This is a genomic window from Pseudomonas sp. AP3_22 TE3818 (assembly GCF_053628995.1).
Window position 1 is genome coordinate 841,620 of the sequence record NZ_JBRJHL010000001.1, and the last position, 14,899, is coordinate 856,518.

A 14,899-nucleotide genomic window follows, 5' to 3' on the forward strand; every position below is an offset into this window, starting at 1 on the left:
TTGGGCGACTTCGACCCGTCAGCCCCGGTCACCGTCAGCGAGCCAGCGCCTCGCCGCATTGGCGTGCTGGGCGGAACGTTCGACCCGGTGCACATCGGCCATTTGCGCGGTGCACTGGAAGTCGCCGAAACCCTGGCGCTCGATGAGCTGCGCCTGACACCCAGTGCCAGGCCGCCCCATCGGGACAAACCGCAGGTGTCGGCAAAAGACCGCCTGGCGATGGTCGAGTGTGCGGTGGCCGGTGTGGCGCCGTTGGTGGTGGACGCCCGCGAATTGCAGCGGGACAAACCGTCCTACACCATTGATACCCTGGAACTGATGCGCGCCGAACTGGCCGTATCCGACCAGGTTTTTCTGCTTTTGGGCTGGGACGCTTTTTGCGGCCTGCCCACTTGGCACCGCTGGGAAGAGTTGCTCCAGCATTGCCATATCCTGGTGTTGCAACGCCCGGATGCCGACAGCGAACCGCCGGATGCCTTGCGCAACCTGCTGGCAGCGCGCTCGGTGAGCGACCCGCTGGCCCTCAAAGGGCCGAGCGGACAGATTGCATTCGTCTGGCAGACACCGCTCGCGGTATCCGCCACCCAGATCCGTCAACTGCTGGCCAGCGGTAAGTCGGTACGTTTCCTGGTGCCCGACGCGGTCCTGGCCTACATCGATGCGCACGGGCTCTACCGTGCGTCGAACTGAATAGGAGTGCCTCAAGGCACGTGGCAACAACGTGTATTGAAGCGCCCGAACAAACGAGCAAAACGAGTTTTATATGACGAGCAACAACGAAAGCAAAGTAAAACGCAAAGGCACATTCAAGAGCGCCCCGCTGCCGGAAAAGGTCCTCGCCGCTGAGCCGCCTAAAGGCGACGAACTGGTCAAGATCGCCGTAGCCGCCCTGGAAGACGTCAAGGCCCAGGACGTGCTGGTGATTGATGTTCGCGACAAGCAGAGCATCACTGACTACATGATCATCGCCACCGGTACCTCCAACCGCCAGATCGGCGCGATGCTGGACAAGGTCCGCGAGGCCGTCAAAGCCCTGGGCATCAAGCCGCTGGGTGAAGAAGGCAAGGGCGACAGCGACTGGGTGCTGTTGGACATGGACGACGTGATCGTTCACATGATGACTTCCAACGCCCGTCAGTTCTACGACCTGGAGCGCCTGTGGAAAGGTGCCGAGCAGAGTCGTGCGGCCGATGGCAAGCACCACAGCCCTGAAGTTGGTCACGAGCACTTCAACAAGCTCAACAAAGACCAGGAATAAGGGACCGCTGTGCGACTGCGACTGATCGCCGTCGGTTCACGCATGCCCAAGTGGGTGGAAGAAGGCTGGCATGAATATGCCAAGCGTCTTCCGTCCGAGCTGGCGCTGGAACTGGTGGAAATACCGCTCAATACCCGTGGCAAGAACGCCGACGTGGCCCGTTTCATCCGTCAGGAAGGCGAAGCCATGCTGGCCAAGGTCGGGCCGAACGAGCGCGTTGTCACCCTCGAAGTCCACGGCAAGCCCTGGAGCACCGAGCAACTGGCGGTCGAGCTCGATCGCTGGCGGCTGGACTCGCGCACCGTCAACTTCATGGTCGGCGGCCCCGAAGGGCTGGCGCCGGAAGTCTGTGCCCGGGCTGACCAGCGCTGGTCGTTGTCGCCGCTGACCTTGCCGCACCCGCTGGTGCGGATTCTGATCGGCGAACAGTTGTACCGTGCCTGGACCGTGCTGTCCGGTCACCCTTACCACAAGTAGTTCTGCGCTCCCATGACCCAGCCGATCCGCATCAAGGACCACGAAAAAGACGCCCGTCTGGTGCGTGGCCGCGTCGTGTTCGGGGCCATTGCAGTGGTGGCGCTGATCGGCGTGCTGATTGCGCGCCTGTATTTCCTGCAGGTGATCCAGTACGAGTACCACTCGACCCTGTCGGAAAACAACCGCGTCCATGTGCAGCCGATTCCGCCAACCCGTGGCTTGATTTTCGACCGCAATGGCGTGGTGATCGCCGATAACCGGCCCAGCTTCAGCCTGAGCATGACCCGCGAGCGGTCCGGCGACTGGCAGCAGGTGCTCGACGTGATCGTCGAAGTGCTGGAACTGACGCCCGAGGACCGGGTGGTCTTCGAAAAACGCATGCGCCAGGGACGTCGGCCGTTCGAGCCGGTGCCGATCTTGTTCGAGTTGACCGAAGAACAGATTGCGCGGATCGCCGTGAACCAGTTCCGCCTGCCCGGGGTAGAAGTGGTTGCGCAATTGGTTCGCCACTATCCCCAGGGCGCGCACTTTGCGCACTCCGTGGGTTACATGGGGCGGATCAACGAGAAAGAGCTCAAGACCCTGGACCCGGTCAGCTACAGCGGCACCCATCAGATCGGCAAAACCGGCATCGAGCGTTTCTACGAGCCGGAACTGCACGGTCAGGTGGGTTACGAGGAAGTCGAGACCAATGCCCGGGGCCGCGTATTGCGGGTGCTCAAGCGTACCGAGCCGGTTTCCGGCAAGGACATCGTCCTGAGCCTGGACATCAAATTGCAGGAAGCCGCCGAAGCCGCGCTCGGCGGTCGTCGTGGTGCGGTGGTGGCCCTGAACCCGAAAACCGGCGAGGTGCTGGCAATGGTCAGCCAGCCGAGCTTCGATCCGAACCTGTTCGTCACCGGCATCAGTTCCAAGGCCTATTCCGAGCTGCGCGATTCCATCGACCGGCCGCTGTTCAACCGCGTACTGCGCGGTCTGTACCCGCCGGGCTCGACCATCAAGCCTGCGGTGGCGATTGCCGGCCTGGATTCCGGCGTGGTGACGGCGTCGACCCGTGTGTTCGACCCCGGTTACTACATGCTGCCCAACTACGACCACAAATACCGTAACTGGAACCGTACCGGTGACGGTTTTGTCGATCTCGACACGGCGATCATGCGTTCCAACGACACCTACTTCTACGACCTGGCCCACAAGCTGGGAATCGATCGGTTGTCGTCGTACCTGAGCAAATTCGGCATCGGCCAGAAGGTTTCTCTGGACATGTTCGAGGAATCGCCGGGTCTGATGCCGACCCGCGAATGGAAGCGAGCGACCCGCCGCCAGGCGTGGTTCCCGGGGGAAACGCTGATCCTCGGGATCGGCCAGGGCTACATGCAGTCGACCCCGCTGCAACTGGCCCAGGCCACGGCGCTGGTCGCCAACAAAGGCATCTGGAACCGTCCGCACCTGGCCAAGACCATCGAAGGCGAGAAGCCGGTGGATGAGAACCCGATGCCGGACATCATCCTGCGCGATCCTTCTGACTGGACCAAGGTCAACCACGGCATGCAGCAGGTCATGCACGGCGCCCGCGGTACGGCGCGCAAGGCTTCGATCGGCGCGCAATACCGGATCGCCGGCAAGAGTGGTACGGCCCAGGTGGTCGCGATCAAGCAGGGCGAGAAATACGACCGCTCCAAGGTTCAGGAGCGCCATCGAGACCACGCCTTGTTCGTTGGTTTCGCGCCGGCGGACGACCCGCAAATCGTGGTGTCGGTGATGGTCGAGAACGGTGAATCCGGCTCCGGCGTCGCAGCTCCCGTGGTGCGTCAGGTGATGGACGCCTGGCTGCTGGACCAGGACGGCCGTCTCAAAGCCGAATACGCCAGCCCTACTAGCGCGGAGGCCACGGCCCGTGATGAATAATTTTGATCGCATGCTCTCCAGTGAGGATGTGATGCGTCGTCGCGCGACGCTGCTGCAACGCATGCACATCGATGGCGTGTTGCTGATTTTGCTGCTGACCCTGGCCGCCGGCAGTCTGTTCGTGCTGTATTCGGCCAGCGGCAAGAGCTGGGACCTGCTGGCCAAACAGGCCACTTCGTTCGGTATCGGCCTGGTGTCGATGATCGTCATCGCTCAGTTCGAGCCGCGCTTCATGGCCCGCTGGGTGCCGGTCGGCTATGTGATCGGCGTGCTCTTGCTGGTCGTGGTGGATGTCATGGGGCACAACGCCATGGGCGCCACGCGCTGGATCAATATTCCCGGCGTGATTCGCTTCCAGCCTTCGGAATTCATGAAGATCCTGATGCCGGCAACCATCGCCTGGTACCTGTCCAAGCGCACCTTGCCGCCGCAGCTCAAGCATGTCGGCATCAGTCTGATGCTGATCGGCATCCCGTTCATTCTCATCGTGCGGCAACCGGACCTCGGCACTTCGCTGCTGATCCTGGCCGGCGGCGCTTTCGTGCTGTTCATGGGGGGCTTGCGCTGGCGCTGGATCCTCAGCGTGCTGGCTGCCGCCGTGCCCGTGGCGGTTGCCATGTGGTTCTTCATCATGCACGACTACCAGAAGCAGCGAATCCTGACATTCCTCGACCCGGAGAGCGATCCGCTCGGTACGGGCTGGAACATCATCCAGTCCAAAGCCGCCATCGGCTCCGGAGGTGTGTTCGGCAAGGGGTGGTTGCTGGGCACCCAGTCGCACCTGGACTTCCTGCCGGAAAGCCATACCGACTTCATCATTGCCGTACTGGGTGAAGAGTTCGGCCTGGTAGGGATCTGTGCGTTGCTGCTGATCTACCTGCTATTGATCGGGCGTGGCCTGGTGATTACCGCCCAGGCGCAGACATTGTTCGGCAAGTTGCTCGCGGGCAGCCTGACCATGACGTTTTTTGTTTATGTTTTCGTCAACATCGGTATGGTCAGTGGCCTGTTGCCGGTGGTGGGGGTGCCGTTGCCGTTCATTAGCTACGGAGGAACTTCGCTGGTGACGCTGCTGTCAGCGTTTGGGGTTTTGATGTCGATCCATACCCATCGCAAGTGGATCGCGCAGGTTTGAATAAGGTGAAATTTTCAATGCAAGTAATGCGTGGCTGGGCGACTCGATTTGCGCCATGGGTCGGCCTGGTAAGCATCCTTGGCAGCGTGCAGGAAGCGTTGGCCGGCGACTACGAAGGCTCACCCCAAGTGGCCGAATTCGTCGGTGAAATGACCCGCGACTACGGGTTCGCCGGCGAGCAATTGATGGGCGTGTTCCACGAAGCCGAGCGCAAGCAGTCGATTCTGGACGCTATTTCGAAACCCGCCGAACGGGTCAAGCAGTGGAGCGAGTATCGCCCGATGTTCATCACCGACGCGCGCATAGCCCGTGGGGTGGACTTCTGGCGTCAGCACGAAGCGGTGCTGGCCCGTGCCGAGCAGGAATACGGCGTGCCGGCCCAGGTGATTGTCTCGATCATCGGCGTTGAAACCTTTTTCGGCCGCAATACCGGAAATTTCCGGGTGATCGATGCCTTGTCGACGTTGGGTTTCGACTATCCTCCCCGTGCCGAGTTTTTCCGCAAGGAATTGCGTGAGTTCCTGCTGCTGGCCCGCGAAGAGCAGGTCGATCCGTTGACGCTCAAAGGCTCCTACGCTGGCGCAATGGGCTTGCCGCAATTCATGCCGAGCAGTTTCCGTGCCTACGCGGTGGATTTCGACGGTGATGGCCATATCAACATCTGGACCAACCCGGACGATGCCATTGGCAGTGTCGCCAGCTACTTCAAGCGTCATGGCTGGGTTGCCGGCGAGCCGGTGGTCAGCCGCGCCGATGTCCGTGGCGATCAGGTAGACGAAGGTTTGACCGCAGGCATCGAACCGACGAAAACCGTCGGGGAGTTGCGAGCCCTGGGGTGGTCAAGTCATGATGCGCTGCGCGATGATATGCCGGTTACTGCTTTCCGCCTGGAAGGCGACAATGGCCCCGAGTACTGGATGGGCCTGAAGAATTTTTACGCGATCACGCGTTATAACCGCAGCGTGATGTACGCCATGGCCGTACATCAACTGTCTGAACAGCTGGTCCAAGCACGGGGCGTCAAGTAATGCGGGCATTGCCTATCAATAAACCCCTGAAGGTGATGGCATTCGCCGCGCTGGCAGTGCTGGTCGCCAGTTGTTCGACCAGCCGCGCGCCGGCCCAGAAGTCCAGCACTGCCGTACGCTCGACGCCGGGGCTGGACATCAACCGTGCCCACAAGGATGGCGCGCCATGGTGGGACGTCGATGTGTCGCGTATCCCGGACGCCACGCCGACCCTGCACACCGGCCCATACAAGGCCAACCCGTACACCGTGCTGGGGAAGACTTACTTCCCGTTGCAGGAATCCAAGACCTACGTGCAGTCGGGTACGGCGTCCTGGTACGGCACCAAGTTCCACGGTCAGAACACCGCCAACGGCGAAGTGTATGACCTGTACGGCATGAGTGCCGCGCACAAGACATTGCCACTGCCGAGTTACGTCCGGGTGACCAACCTGGACAACAACAAGAGCGTGATCCTGCGAGTCAACGACCGCGGGCCGTTCTACTCGGACCGGATCATCGACTTGTCCTACGCTGCCGCGAAGAAACTCGGTTACGCCGAAACCGGCACGGCGCGGGTCAAGGTCGAAGGCATCGATCCACAGGCGTATTGGGCGGCCAAAGGCCGTCCGGCACCATTAATGCTCAACGAACCGAAAGTCGCGCAGAATAGCGCGCCGGTGATCACGGCTTCGGCCGGCACCGTCGAGCAATGGACACCGCCGCCGCAGCAACACGCCGCTGCGGTCGTGCCCGTTCAGCTCGATGCAAAAAAAAACGCTTCTGTACCAGCCTCTGGCCAGTATCTGCAGGTGGGCGCGTTCGCCAACCCGGACGCTGCAGAACTCCTGAGATCCAAGCTCAGCGGGATGGTGAGCGCTCCGGTGTTCATCAGCTCGATCGTGCGCAATCAGCAGACCCTGCACCGGGTTCGCCTGGGCCCGATCGGATCGCCGGGTGAAATCCAGCAGGTGCAGAACAGCGTGCGCCTGGCCAACCTTGGTTCGCCAAGTGTGGTCACGGAATAAGCAACACGTAGAACTTGATTGACGATTCACCAGCGATTGGGGGGTGAATCAGGTTGTTGGCTCGTTGAAGAACAAAAGCCCGGCAAGGGTTACAGAGTGAGCAACTGAACACGCGATGACTCGTTAGAAAGTCATCTGATTAGTTTTGCCCTAGGGCAGTTTCCATTAGCGATTTCGAGAGACGGATGAACATCACCACCTTTGCCAAACGCCTGTTCCTGTTAGTCCCGCTGCTTCTCTCACCCGCCGCTTTCGCGGCCGAGATGATGCCGTCGCCACCACAATTGGCCGCCAAGGCCTACGTGCTCATGGATGCCAGCAGCGGCAACGTGCTGGTCGAGAACAACGGTGACCAGCGTCTGCCACCGGCCAGCTTGACCAAGCTGATGACCGCGTACATTGCGACCCTGGAAATCCGTCGAGGCCAGATCGGTGAAAACGACCCGGTGACCGTCAGCGAAAACGCCTGGCGCACCGGTGGTTCGCGGATGTTCATCAAGGTGGGTTCGCAAGTCACCGTCAGCGACCTGCTGCACGGCATCATCATCCAGTCGGGCAACGACGCCAGCGTCGCGCTCTCCGAGCACATCGCCGGCAGCGAAGACGCCTTCGCCGACCTGATGAACAAGACCGTCGCCGATCTGGGCATGACCAATACCCATTTCATGAACCCGACCGGTCTGCCGAATCCTGAGCACTATTCGTCGGCTCACGACATGGCTGTGCTGGCCCGTGCGATCATCCACGAAGACCCGGCTCACTACGCGATCTACTCGCAGAAAGAGTTCTTCTGGAACGGCATCAAGCAACCCAACCGTAACCTGCTGCTGTGGCGCGACAAGACCGTCGACGGCCTGAAGACCGGCCACACCGACGAAGCCGGCTACTGCATGGTGTCCTCGGCCGTACGTGATGGCATGCGCCTGATCGCCGTGGTGTTCGGCACCAACAGCGAAGTGGCCCGTGCCGCCGAAACCCAGAAGCTGCTGACCTACGGTTTCCGTTTCTTCGAAACCCAGACTTTCTACCAGAAGGGTACCGAACTGGCTCAGGCTCCGGTCTGGAAAGGCGCCACCAACCAGGTCAAGGCCGGTCTGGCTGAAGACCTGACCATGACCCTGCCAAAAGGCCAACTGAAAAAGCTCGCCGCCAGCATGACCATGAACCCGCAACTGGTTGCGCCAATCGCCAAGGGCGACGTGATCGGTAAAGTCGAAGTCAAACTGGAAGACAAGGTGGTGCACAGCGCCGACCTGATCGCTCTGGATGGCGTCGAAGAGGGTGGTATCTTCCGTCGCATGTGGGATAGCATCCGTCTATTCTTCTACGGCTTGTTCAACTGATAGTGTGCTCCTGCAAGGCCCCGTGCTGATCCGGCGCGGGGCTTTGCCGTCGCCACGGCTTACGCTTACGAGGCCGTTACGCCATGACCGATACCGAAGTAAAGGCGCCAAAGATCGAATTCCCTGCCACTGATTATCCAGTCAAGGTGATCAGCGACACCGGCGTGGGCAACAAGGACAAAATCATCGACATCGTCCGCAAGCACGCCAAGATCAACGATGAGCGTGTTGACGAGCGCCAGAGCAGCAACGGCAAATACACCACCATTCAGTTGCACATCGTCGCGACCGACCAGGACCAGCTGTACAACATCAACAGCGAACTGCGGGCCACCGGTTTCGTGCACATGGTGTTGTGATGTCCGGCACGCTGGGCTTTCGCGAGCTTGGCCAGATGGCTTACGAGCCGGTCTGGCATGCCATGCAACGCTTTACCAACGAACGCGGCACCGATGTTGCCGACGAGGTCTGGCTGGTGGAACACCCGGCGGTGTTCACCCAGGGCCAGGCCGGCAAAGCCGAACACCTGCTGCTTCCCGGTGACATTCCGGTGGTGCAGGTCGACCGTGGGGGGCAGGTGACCTACCACGGCCCCGGCCAGTTGGTGGCTTATCTGTTGCTGGACGTACGCAGGCTCGGGTTTGGCGTGCGCGATCTGGTCAGCCGGATGGAGCAATGCCTGATCGAGCTGCTGGCCAGTTACGGTGTCACCGCCGCGGCCAAGCCCGATGCACCGGGTGTCTACGTCGACGGGGCGAAAATCGCCTCCCTGGGTCTGCGGATCCGCCATGGCTGTTCCTTTCATGGCCTGGCCTTGAACGTGGACATGAACCTGGAACCGTTTCGACGGATTAATCCCTGCGGCTACGCCGGGCTGGCGATGACCCAGCTGAGCGATCACGCAGGATCGATTGAATTTGCCGAGGTAAGTGCCCGGCTGCGCGCGCAGCTCGTCAAACACCTCGACTATGCTGAGCAGACGACCCTCACGGGCGGAATCGACTGATATGACTACTGATGCAGTGCAAACCATGATCCCGACGCTCGATGTCACCGAGCGCCCGGCCCCGCGTCCCAAGGTTGAAGCCGGCGTCAAGCTGCGCGGCGCCGAAAAGGTTGCACGCATCCCGGTGAAGATCATTCCGACCACCGAACTGCCGAAGAAGCCGGACTGGATTCGTGTGCGCATCCCGGTTTCGCCGGAAGTCGACCGCATCAAGGCCCTGCTGCGCAAACACAAGCTGCACAGCGTGTGCGAAGAAGCGTCCTGCCCGAATCTGGGCGAGTGTTTCTCCGGCGGCACCGCGACCTTCATGATCATGGGTGACATCTGCACCCGTCGTTGCCCGTTCTGCGACGTCGGCCACGGCCGTCCGAAGCCACTGGACGTCAACGAACCGGAAAGCCTGGCCATCGCCATTGCTGACCTGCGCCTGAAGTACGTGGTGATCACCTCGGTGGACCGCGACGACCTGCGCGACGGTGGTGCCCAGCACTTTGCCGACTGCATCCGCGAAATCCGCAAGCTGTCGCCGAACGTGCAGCTCGAAACCCTGGTTCCGGACTACCGTGGCCGCATGGACATCGCCCTGGAAATCACTGCCGCCGAGCCGCCGGATGTGTTCAACCACAACCTGGAAACCGTGCCGCGCCTGTACAAGGCTGCGCGCCCGGGCTCTGACTACCAGTGGTCGCTGACCCTGCTGCAACGCTTCAAGCAGATGATGCCGCACATTCCGACCAAGTCCGGGCTGATGCTGGGCCTGGGCGAGACCGACGAAGAAGTCATCGAAGTCATGAAGCGCATGCGCGAACACGACATCGACATGCTGACCCTCGGCCAGTACCTGCAACCGTCCCGCAGCCACCTGCCGGTGCAACGCTTCGTGCACCCGGACACCTTCGCCTGGTTCGCCGAGGAAGGCTACAAGATGGGCTTCAAGAACGTTGCCTCGGGTCCGTTGGTACGTTCCTCGTATCACGCCGACGAGCAGGCCAAGCTGGTCAAGGCCGAGCTGATGTCGTCCTGATCTGCGCACGGAAATGAAAAACGCCCGCACGGTGTTGAGCCTTGCGGGCGTTTTTTTGCCTGGCCTATGCGGCACTGGCCGCTTTTTCCTGCAATCTGCGGGGTGACTGACCCACTTCAGTTTGTCCCCGTTCCTGACTACTGTGTGCTGACGTGTTCACGCAGGGAGATTCACGAATGACCGCTCGACCGACCCACACTCTTTGCCCTCATGCCCCCGTCCCGGCACTGCCGTCGGAAGGCATGATTGGCGTTATCGCACCCGCCGGTCCCGCGACGCTGGACACCGACAAGGCGGTGCAATGGATGTGTGCCCGAGGTTACTCACTGAAAGTGTTTCCCGGGGTCTACGAGAAAGACGGCTACCTGGCCGGCAGCGACGATGTGCGGCTCAATGACCTGCACGCCGCGTTCGCGGATCGTGAAGTCGATGCCATCATCTGTCTGCGCGGAGGTTACGGCACGCCCCGGCTGCTGGATCGCATCGATTTCCAATTGCTGCGCGACCATGCCAAGCCGTTCATCGGCTACAGCGACATCACTGCCCTGCATTTGGTGATCAGTCGTTATGCCGGCTTCGTGACATTTCATGGTCCATTGCTCAATGCCGACCTGCTGGGTGGCAAGCAAATACCAACGGAGTCTTCCTTTTTCAACATGCTGCGCGGGCAGGTGAGGGCGGGCTCGGTGCTGGCGCATCCGGTGGCCTACCCGCTGACCACGATCGAGCCGGGCGTCGCTCATGGGCGTTTGCTCGGAGGCAATCTGGCCATGATCGCCGCGACCATGGGCACGCCCTACGAGATTGATGCCGAGGGCGTCATTCTGTTGATCGAGGACATCAACGAGCCGTTGTATCGCATCGACCGGTTGCTGACCCAACTGCGGCTGGCGGGCACGTTGCAGAAGCTGCGCGGCGTGTTGGTCGGGGATGTGGCGGGGGTGGAGGTGGCCGCGCTGGACAGGTTGCTCAAACAGACCTTCGCGCCATTGAAGATTCCGGTGTTGTCCGGGTGGCGAAGCGGGCATTGCGATCCGAATCTGACGCTGCCCATGGGGGCATTGGTCAGGCTGGATGCGGGGAATCAGGAGTTGATGTTGGAGCAGGATGTGGTGATTAGATCGTAGAGATCTGCCGACTGAGAGTCAGTCTTCGCGAGCAAGCCCGCTCCCACATTTGATCTGTGAGCGCCACAAAATCAATGTGGGAGCGGGCTTGCTCGCGAAAGCGGTTTCAGCCATACAGCTAACTAGCGGTTGCGCAACCCTTCCAGCAACTTGTGCGTCGGATACCCATCCGCTGGCCAGCCAAACGACTGCTGGGCGCTGCGGATCGCCTTGCGGGTGTTGGCACCGATGATCCCGTCGGCGGTGCCGGCATCATAGTTTTGTGCGCTCAGCAGGTTTTGCAGCTCGATCCGCTCGGTACGGCTCAGCGGCAGGTCATCCTTTGGCCACGTGCCACTGATCAAGCCCGCACCATTGAAGCGTTCGGACAACAGGCTCACCCCCAGCGCGTAGGACGACGAGTTGTTGTACTTGAGGATCGCCCGGAAGTTATCGAGCACCAGGAACGCCGGGCCACGGTAACCGGCCGGCAGCAGTAGGGCAGCTGACAATTGCTCGGAGCCGGCCGGGACCTGGCCACCGTTGGGCAGGGTAATGCCCAGTTGCCGCCATTCGGCGACGCTCTTGCGAATCGTGCCGTCGGCCAGCAGGTAGTTGAACCCGCTCGGCAGCTGGACTTCAAAGCCCCATGGCTGGCCTCTCTGCCAGCCAGAACTCTGCAGGTAGTGCGCGGTAGACGCCAGGGCATCGGCCGAACTGCTCCAGATATCGCGACGCCCGTCACCATCGAAGTCCACGGCATGGGTGTTGTAGGTGGTCGGGATGAACTGGGTCTGGCCCATGGCGCCGGCCCATGATCCCAGCATCTTCTCGGGCTCGATATCACCTTGTTGCAGGATTTGCAGGGCGGCAATCAATTGCGCGTGGGCGAAACCAGGGCGGCGGCCTTCATAGGCCAGGGTTGCCAGTGAGTTGATCACCGACTTGTTGCCCTGGAACTGGCCAAAGTTGCTTTCCATGCCCCACACGGCCACCAGGGCCTGACGATCAACGCCATAACGCTGCTCGATGCTTTGCAGGGTGTCCGCGTACTGGTTGATCAACGACTGGCCTTTGCGTACCCGCAGCGGCGACAAGGCGCCATCGAGGTATTCCCACACCGGCTTTGCGAATTCCGGTTGGCTGCGGTCGGCACTAATCACACTGGGGTCGAAGCTGACATTGGCGAAAGCGCGATCAAACAGGTCGGCACGGATACCCGCGGCCAGGGCATCCTTGCGGAAACCTGCCTGCCATTCGGCAAAGGTCTGGGTTGGCTGGATGTCGAGGTTCTCACCCGTCGGAACCACAGGCGGAACAACCGCCGGGGCGGTGGCGACAGGAAGCGTCTGAAGCGGCTGAGCGTCGGCTGCGGTCGGTTTTTCCGCACAGGCGACAAGCAAAACAAGGCTGGAGGCAGCGATCAATTGGCGTAGGTGCCAACGGCGGGGAAGACAAAAGGGCATGCACGGGTCCAGGGAGTACGAATCAGGTACAGACCTTAACATGTTGAAGGGGTGTTCTGCTTTACGCAGCCAGAAAGTAAGAAGCCTCCCAGTTGTCAGACTGGAAGGCTTCGCGGCGGTAACTGCCTTTGCCCTTGGCGGGACGTTCCTGGCGGCTGCGGAACAATGGCTGGGCGATGATGGATTTGGCCTTGTTGGGGCCATGCTTTGATGGCTTTTTGCTCATGATGATGCCTCGCAAGTGAATGGTTTTTGCGGGGCAAATAATCGGCCGAAGTTTGGCGGGTGTCTAGTCCCGGTGACTAATCAGAAAAAGCGCCGCTCTCTGTAGGAGCGAGCTTGCTCGCGATGCTCGTTAACGATAACACCAGACTTTCTGATTTAACGCAGTGCCCTCAGGTGCTTCGCGAGCAATCGAGCGTCGACCGGCTGCTCCTACAGGGGGGGGGGCGGGGTTATTCAGCGGGTAGGGTTAAGCGCTGACCGGCCATCAACAACGTCAACCGGCTCAAGCTCATCCACGGCGAACCCGCCGCCTGGCCCTTGATCTGCGCGTCGATGCGTTGCGCCTCCAGCAACAGTTGCGCCCAACGTTGTGCCGAGTAGCGTTGCAGGGCTTTGCTCATCAACGGTTTACGTTTGTCCCAGACCGGAGGTTTGGCCTGGCTGAAGGCCTTGTCCAGCGGCGTCCCCTGGCTGTATTGCAGGGAAATATTGGCCAGCAGGCGAAGCTCCCGGGCCAGGGCCCAGAGAATCACCGGCGGCTCGACGCCTTCGCCGCGCAAGCCTTCGAGCATGCGCAACGCGTGGGCCGCTTCACCATTGAGCACCGCATCGGTCAGGCCAAAGACGTCGAAGCGCGCACTGTCGGCCACCGCCGCCTGCACGGTTTCGACGGTGATCTGACCCCCTTCGGCCATCAGTTTGAGCTTTTCGATTTCCTGGGCGGCGGCCAGCAGGTTGCCCTCGACCCGTGCTGCGATCAGCTCAACAGCGTCCTGGCTGGCGGACAGCCCGGCCTGGGACAGGCGTTGGCGGATCCAGCTGGGCAACTGGGCGACGTCGACTGGCCAGATCTGCACGAACTGGGTCTGCTGTCCTTCGACCAGCGCTTTGCCCCACTTGGTTTTCTGTGCGCTGCCATCGAGTTTCGGCAAGCTGATCAGCAGCACGGTGTCGTCAGCCGGGCGCGAGCAATACTCGATAAGCGCGGCGGCACCTTTGTCGCCGGGCTTGCCGGAAGGCAGGCGCAGCTCCAGCAGGCGCTTTTCGGCGAACAACGACATGCTGGCACCGGCTTGCAGCAAGGTCCCCCAGTCGAAATTGGCGTCGGCGGCAAACACCTGGCGTTCATCGAATCCCTGCTGACGGGCAGCCGTGCGGATGGCGTCGGCCGCTTCCTGACACAGCAGCGGGTCATCGCCGCTGATGATGTAGACGGGCGCAAGGGCGCCTTGCAGGTGTTTGGCGAGTTGGGCGGGGGCGAGTTTCATAAGAAAGGGCGAACGGGGCGCCTGAGCGCCCCGTAAGTCTTACTGCTGCGGCAGTTCGACAGGCGACTGGCGCGGGGTTTCCGCTTCAGCCTTTTTTGCCGCTTCCAGTGCCGCGGCGTCAGCCTTGGCCTTGGCTTCGGCAGTCTGCTGCAATTTGTCCAGTTGGTCCGGGCTCAGTTGCTCCAAACGCAGCATCATGCGTTGAACCAGCTCCCGGCGGCCTTCTGCACGGGCTGTTTGGGCTTCCTGGTCGGACCCCACCAGGTTGCTGCCGTCGTGCATAAAGACTTTCTGCACTTCAAGCTTGTCGCTCAACAATGGCAGATCACCGCGACCACGGATGTCATAGCTCAGCACGGTGGTGATCTGGTACTCGCCGGTACTGCTGGCGCCTGCGTAGCTGAGGATGCGCTGGCTTTCCTGCTCATTGGTCAGCACCAGTTTGTACGGTGCGCCGGTATAGACTTTGACGCCGCTGCCTTCCAGTACCCGACGCAACTGGGTCACGGTTTCGCCATAAGCGTTACGGGCGCTCAGGTCAAGTTCCTTGATCGCCAGTTGGTTGGTGCCGGTGCCGCGCAGCTGGAAACCGCAGGCGCTCAGCAGAACCGCGAGGCCCATCACCAGCAGATTGCGTTTGATCATCTT

The 14,899-nt window shown here is 61.2% G+C and carries 16 protein-coding genes; 12 read left to right on the forward strand and 4 right to left on the reverse strand.

What is annotated here, in order from left to right; all coding sequences use genetic code 11:
* The 12 genes from nadD to AB7M25_RS04060 all read left to right on the forward strand — a co-directional run bounded on the left by nadD (position 1) and on the right by AB7M25_RS04060 (position 11,313).
* The gene (nadD, locus tag AB7M25_RS04005) at positions 1-690 is read left to right on the forward strand and encodes a nicotinate-nucleotide adenylyltransferase (RefSeq protein ID WP_007975898.1); all 690 of its coding nucleotides are present in this window, start codon (positions 1-3) and stop codon (positions 688-690) included.
* A gap of 73 nt (positions 691-763) precedes the next feature.
* Complete coding sequence (rsfS, locus tag AB7M25_RS04010; protein ID WP_007975896.1) at positions 764-1,258, forward strand: ribosome silencing factor; 495 nt, start codon at positions 764-766, stop codon at positions 1,256-1,258.
* Between the two features lie 9 nt (positions 1,259-1,267).
* The gene (rlmH, locus tag AB7M25_RS04015) at positions 1,268-1,735 is read left to right on the forward strand and encodes a 23S rRNA (pseudouridine(1915)-N(3))-methyltransferase RlmH (RefSeq protein ID WP_007937439.1); all 468 of its coding nucleotides are present in this window, start codon (positions 1,268-1,270) and stop codon (positions 1,733-1,735) included.
* A gap of 12 nt (positions 1,736-1,747) precedes the next feature.
* Positions 1,748-3,643 carry a penicillin-binding protein 2 gene (gene mrdA / locus AB7M25_RS04020; RefSeq protein WP_007975894.1) on the forward strand — a complete coding sequence of 632 codons (1,896 nt, stop codon included), beginning with the start codon at positions 1,748-1,750 and terminating at the stop codon, positions 3,641-3,643.
* Between the two features lie 31 nt (positions 3,644-3,674).
* On the forward strand, positions 3,675-4,778 hold the full coding sequence (gene rodA, locus AB7M25_RS04025) for a rod shape-determining protein RodA (RefSeq protein ID WP_050549215.1): 1,104 nt from the start codon (positions 3,675-3,677) through the stop codon (positions 4,776-4,778).
* A gap of 17 nt (positions 4,779-4,795) precedes the next feature.
* Entirely contained in the window at positions 4,796-5,806 is a 1,011-nt protein-coding gene (gene mltB / locus AB7M25_RS04030) for a lytic murein transglycosylase B (protein ID WP_454236993.1), read from the forward strand.
* Positions 5,806-6,813, forward strand: a complete 1,008-nt coding sequence (locus AB7M25_RS04035) for a septal ring lytic transglycosylase RlpA family protein (RefSeq protein ID WP_429518495.1) — start codon at positions 5,806-5,808, stop codon at positions 6,811-6,813. The genes mltB and AB7M25_RS04035 overlap by 1 nt, the downstream gene beginning before the upstream one ends.
* A 185-nt stretch (positions 6,814-6,998) precedes the next feature.
* A complete protein-coding gene (locus tag AB7M25_RS04040) occupies positions 6,999-8,156 on the forward strand; it encodes a D-alanyl-D-alanine carboxypeptidase family protein (protein WP_007975884.1) in 1,158 nt (385 codons plus the stop codon).
* An 83-nt stretch (positions 8,157-8,239) separates the two neighbouring features.
* Positions 8,240-8,515, forward strand: coding sequence for a DUF493 domain-containing protein (locus tag AB7M25_RS04045; protein ID WP_056855803.1), 276 nt, complete (start codon positions 8,240-8,242; stop codon positions 8,513-8,515).
* Positions 8,515-9,162: a lipoyl(octanoyl) transferase LipB gene (lipB, locus tag AB7M25_RS04050; RefSeq protein ID WP_007975880.1), complete on the forward strand. Its 648-nt coding sequence runs from the start codon at positions 8,515-8,517 to the stop codon at positions 9,160-9,162. Before AB7M25_RS04045 ends, lipB begins: the two co-directional genes overlap by 1 nt.
* A gap of 25 nt (positions 9,163-9,187) precedes the next feature.
* The gene (gene lipA, locus AB7M25_RS04055) at positions 9,188-10,186 is read left to right on the forward strand and encodes a lipoyl synthase (RefSeq protein ID WP_162130289.1); all 999 of its coding nucleotides are present in this window, start codon (positions 9,188-9,190) and stop codon (positions 10,184-10,186) included.
* A gap of 176 nt (positions 10,187-10,362) precedes the next feature.
* Positions 10,363-11,313: a S66 peptidase family protein gene (locus AB7M25_RS04060; RefSeq protein WP_454236994.1), complete on the forward strand. Its 951-nt coding sequence runs from the start codon at positions 10,363-10,365 to the stop codon at positions 11,311-11,313.
* A gap of 122 nt (positions 11,314-11,435) precedes the next feature.
* On the opposite strand, the gene AB7M25_RS04065 is transcribed toward AB7M25_RS04060, so the two are convergent.
* From AB7M25_RS04065 to AB7M25_RS04080, 4 genes are all read right to left on the reverse strand, one after another.
* On the reverse strand, positions 11,436-12,758 hold the full coding sequence (locus AB7M25_RS04065; RefSeq protein ID WP_429391926.1) for a lytic murein transglycosylase: 1,323 nt from the start codon (positions 12,756-12,758) through the stop codon (positions 11,436-11,438).
* Positions 12,759-12,819: 61 nt separating this feature from the next.
* Positions 12,820-12,984, reverse strand: a complete 165-nt coding sequence (gene arfA, locus AB7M25_RS04070) for an alternative ribosome rescue factor ArfA (protein WP_007975872.1) — start codon at positions 12,982-12,984, stop codon at positions 12,820-12,822.
* Between the two features lie 229 nt (positions 12,985-13,213).
* Complete coding sequence (holA, locus tag AB7M25_RS04075) at positions 13,214-14,251, reverse strand: DNA polymerase III subunit delta (protein ID WP_429383903.1); 1,038 nt, start codon at positions 14,249-14,251, stop codon at positions 13,214-13,216.
* Between the two features lie 39 nt (positions 14,252-14,290).
* Positions 14,291-14,896 (reverse strand): LPS-assembly lipoprotein LptE, encoded by a 606-nt coding sequence (locus tag AB7M25_RS04080; RefSeq protein ID WP_116581889.1) that lies wholly within the window; start codon positions 14,894-14,896, stop codon positions 14,291-14,293.
* Between the last annotated feature and the right edge of the window lie 3 nt (positions 14,897-14,899).

What these genes read in the sequence shown, in the direction of transcription:
- AB7M25_RS04035 (WP_429518495.1), top strand. Translation starts at nt 5,806, where the DNA reads ATGCGGGCATTGCCTATCAATAAACCCCTGAAGGTGATGGCATTCGCC.
- AB7M25_RS04065 (WP_429391926.1), bottom strand. Translation starts at nt 12,758, where the DNA reads ATGCCCTTTTGTCTTCCCCGCCGTTGGCACCTACGCCAATTGATCGCT.
- holA (WP_429383903.1), bottom strand. Translation starts at nt 14,251, where the DNA reads ATGAAACTCGCCCCCGCCCAACTCGCCAAACACCTGCAAGGCGCCCTT.
- lipB (WP_007975880.1), top strand. Translation starts at nt 8,515, where the DNA reads ATGTCCGGCACGCTGGGCTTTCGCGAGCTTGGCCAGATGGCTTACGAG.
- lipA (WP_162130289.1), top strand. Translation starts at nt 9,188, where the DNA reads ATGATCCCGACGCTCGATGTCACCGAGCGCCCGGCCCCGCGTCCCAAG.
- AB7M25_RS04060 (WP_454236994.1), top strand. Translation starts at nt 10,363, where the DNA reads ATGACCGCTCGACCGACCCACACTCTTTGCCCTCATGCCCCCGTCCCG.
- arfA (WP_007975872.1), bottom strand. Translation starts at nt 12,984, where the DNA reads ATGAGCAAAAAGCCATCAAAGCATGGCCCCAACAAGGCCAAATCCATC.
- AB7M25_RS04040 (WP_007975884.1), top strand. Translation starts at nt 6,999, where the DNA reads ATGAACATCACCACCTTTGCCAAACGCCTGTTCCTGTTAGTCCCGCTG.
- rodA (WP_050549215.1), top strand. Translation starts at nt 3,675, where the DNA reads ATGCGTCGTCGCGCGACGCTGCTGCAACGCATGCACATCGATGGCGTG.
- AB7M25_RS04045 (WP_056855803.1), top strand. Translation starts at nt 8,240, where the DNA reads ATGACCGATACCGAAGTAAAGGCGCCAAAGATCGAATTCCCTGCCACT.
- rsfS (WP_007975896.1), top strand. Translation starts at nt 764, where the DNA reads ATGACGAGCAACAACGAAAGCAAAGTAAAACGCAAAGGCACATTCAAG.
- AB7M25_RS04080 (WP_116581889.1), bottom strand. Translation starts at nt 14,896, where the DNA reads ATGATCAAACGCAATCTGCTGGTGATGGGCCTCGCGGTTCTGCTGAGC.
- mltB (WP_454236993.1), top strand. Translation starts at nt 4,796, where the DNA reads ATGCAAGTAATGCGTGGCTGGGCGACTCGATTTGCGCCATGGGTCGGC.
- mrdA (WP_007975894.1), top strand. Translation starts at nt 1,748, where the DNA reads ATGACCCAGCCGATCCGCATCAAGGACCACGAAAAAGACGCCCGTCTG.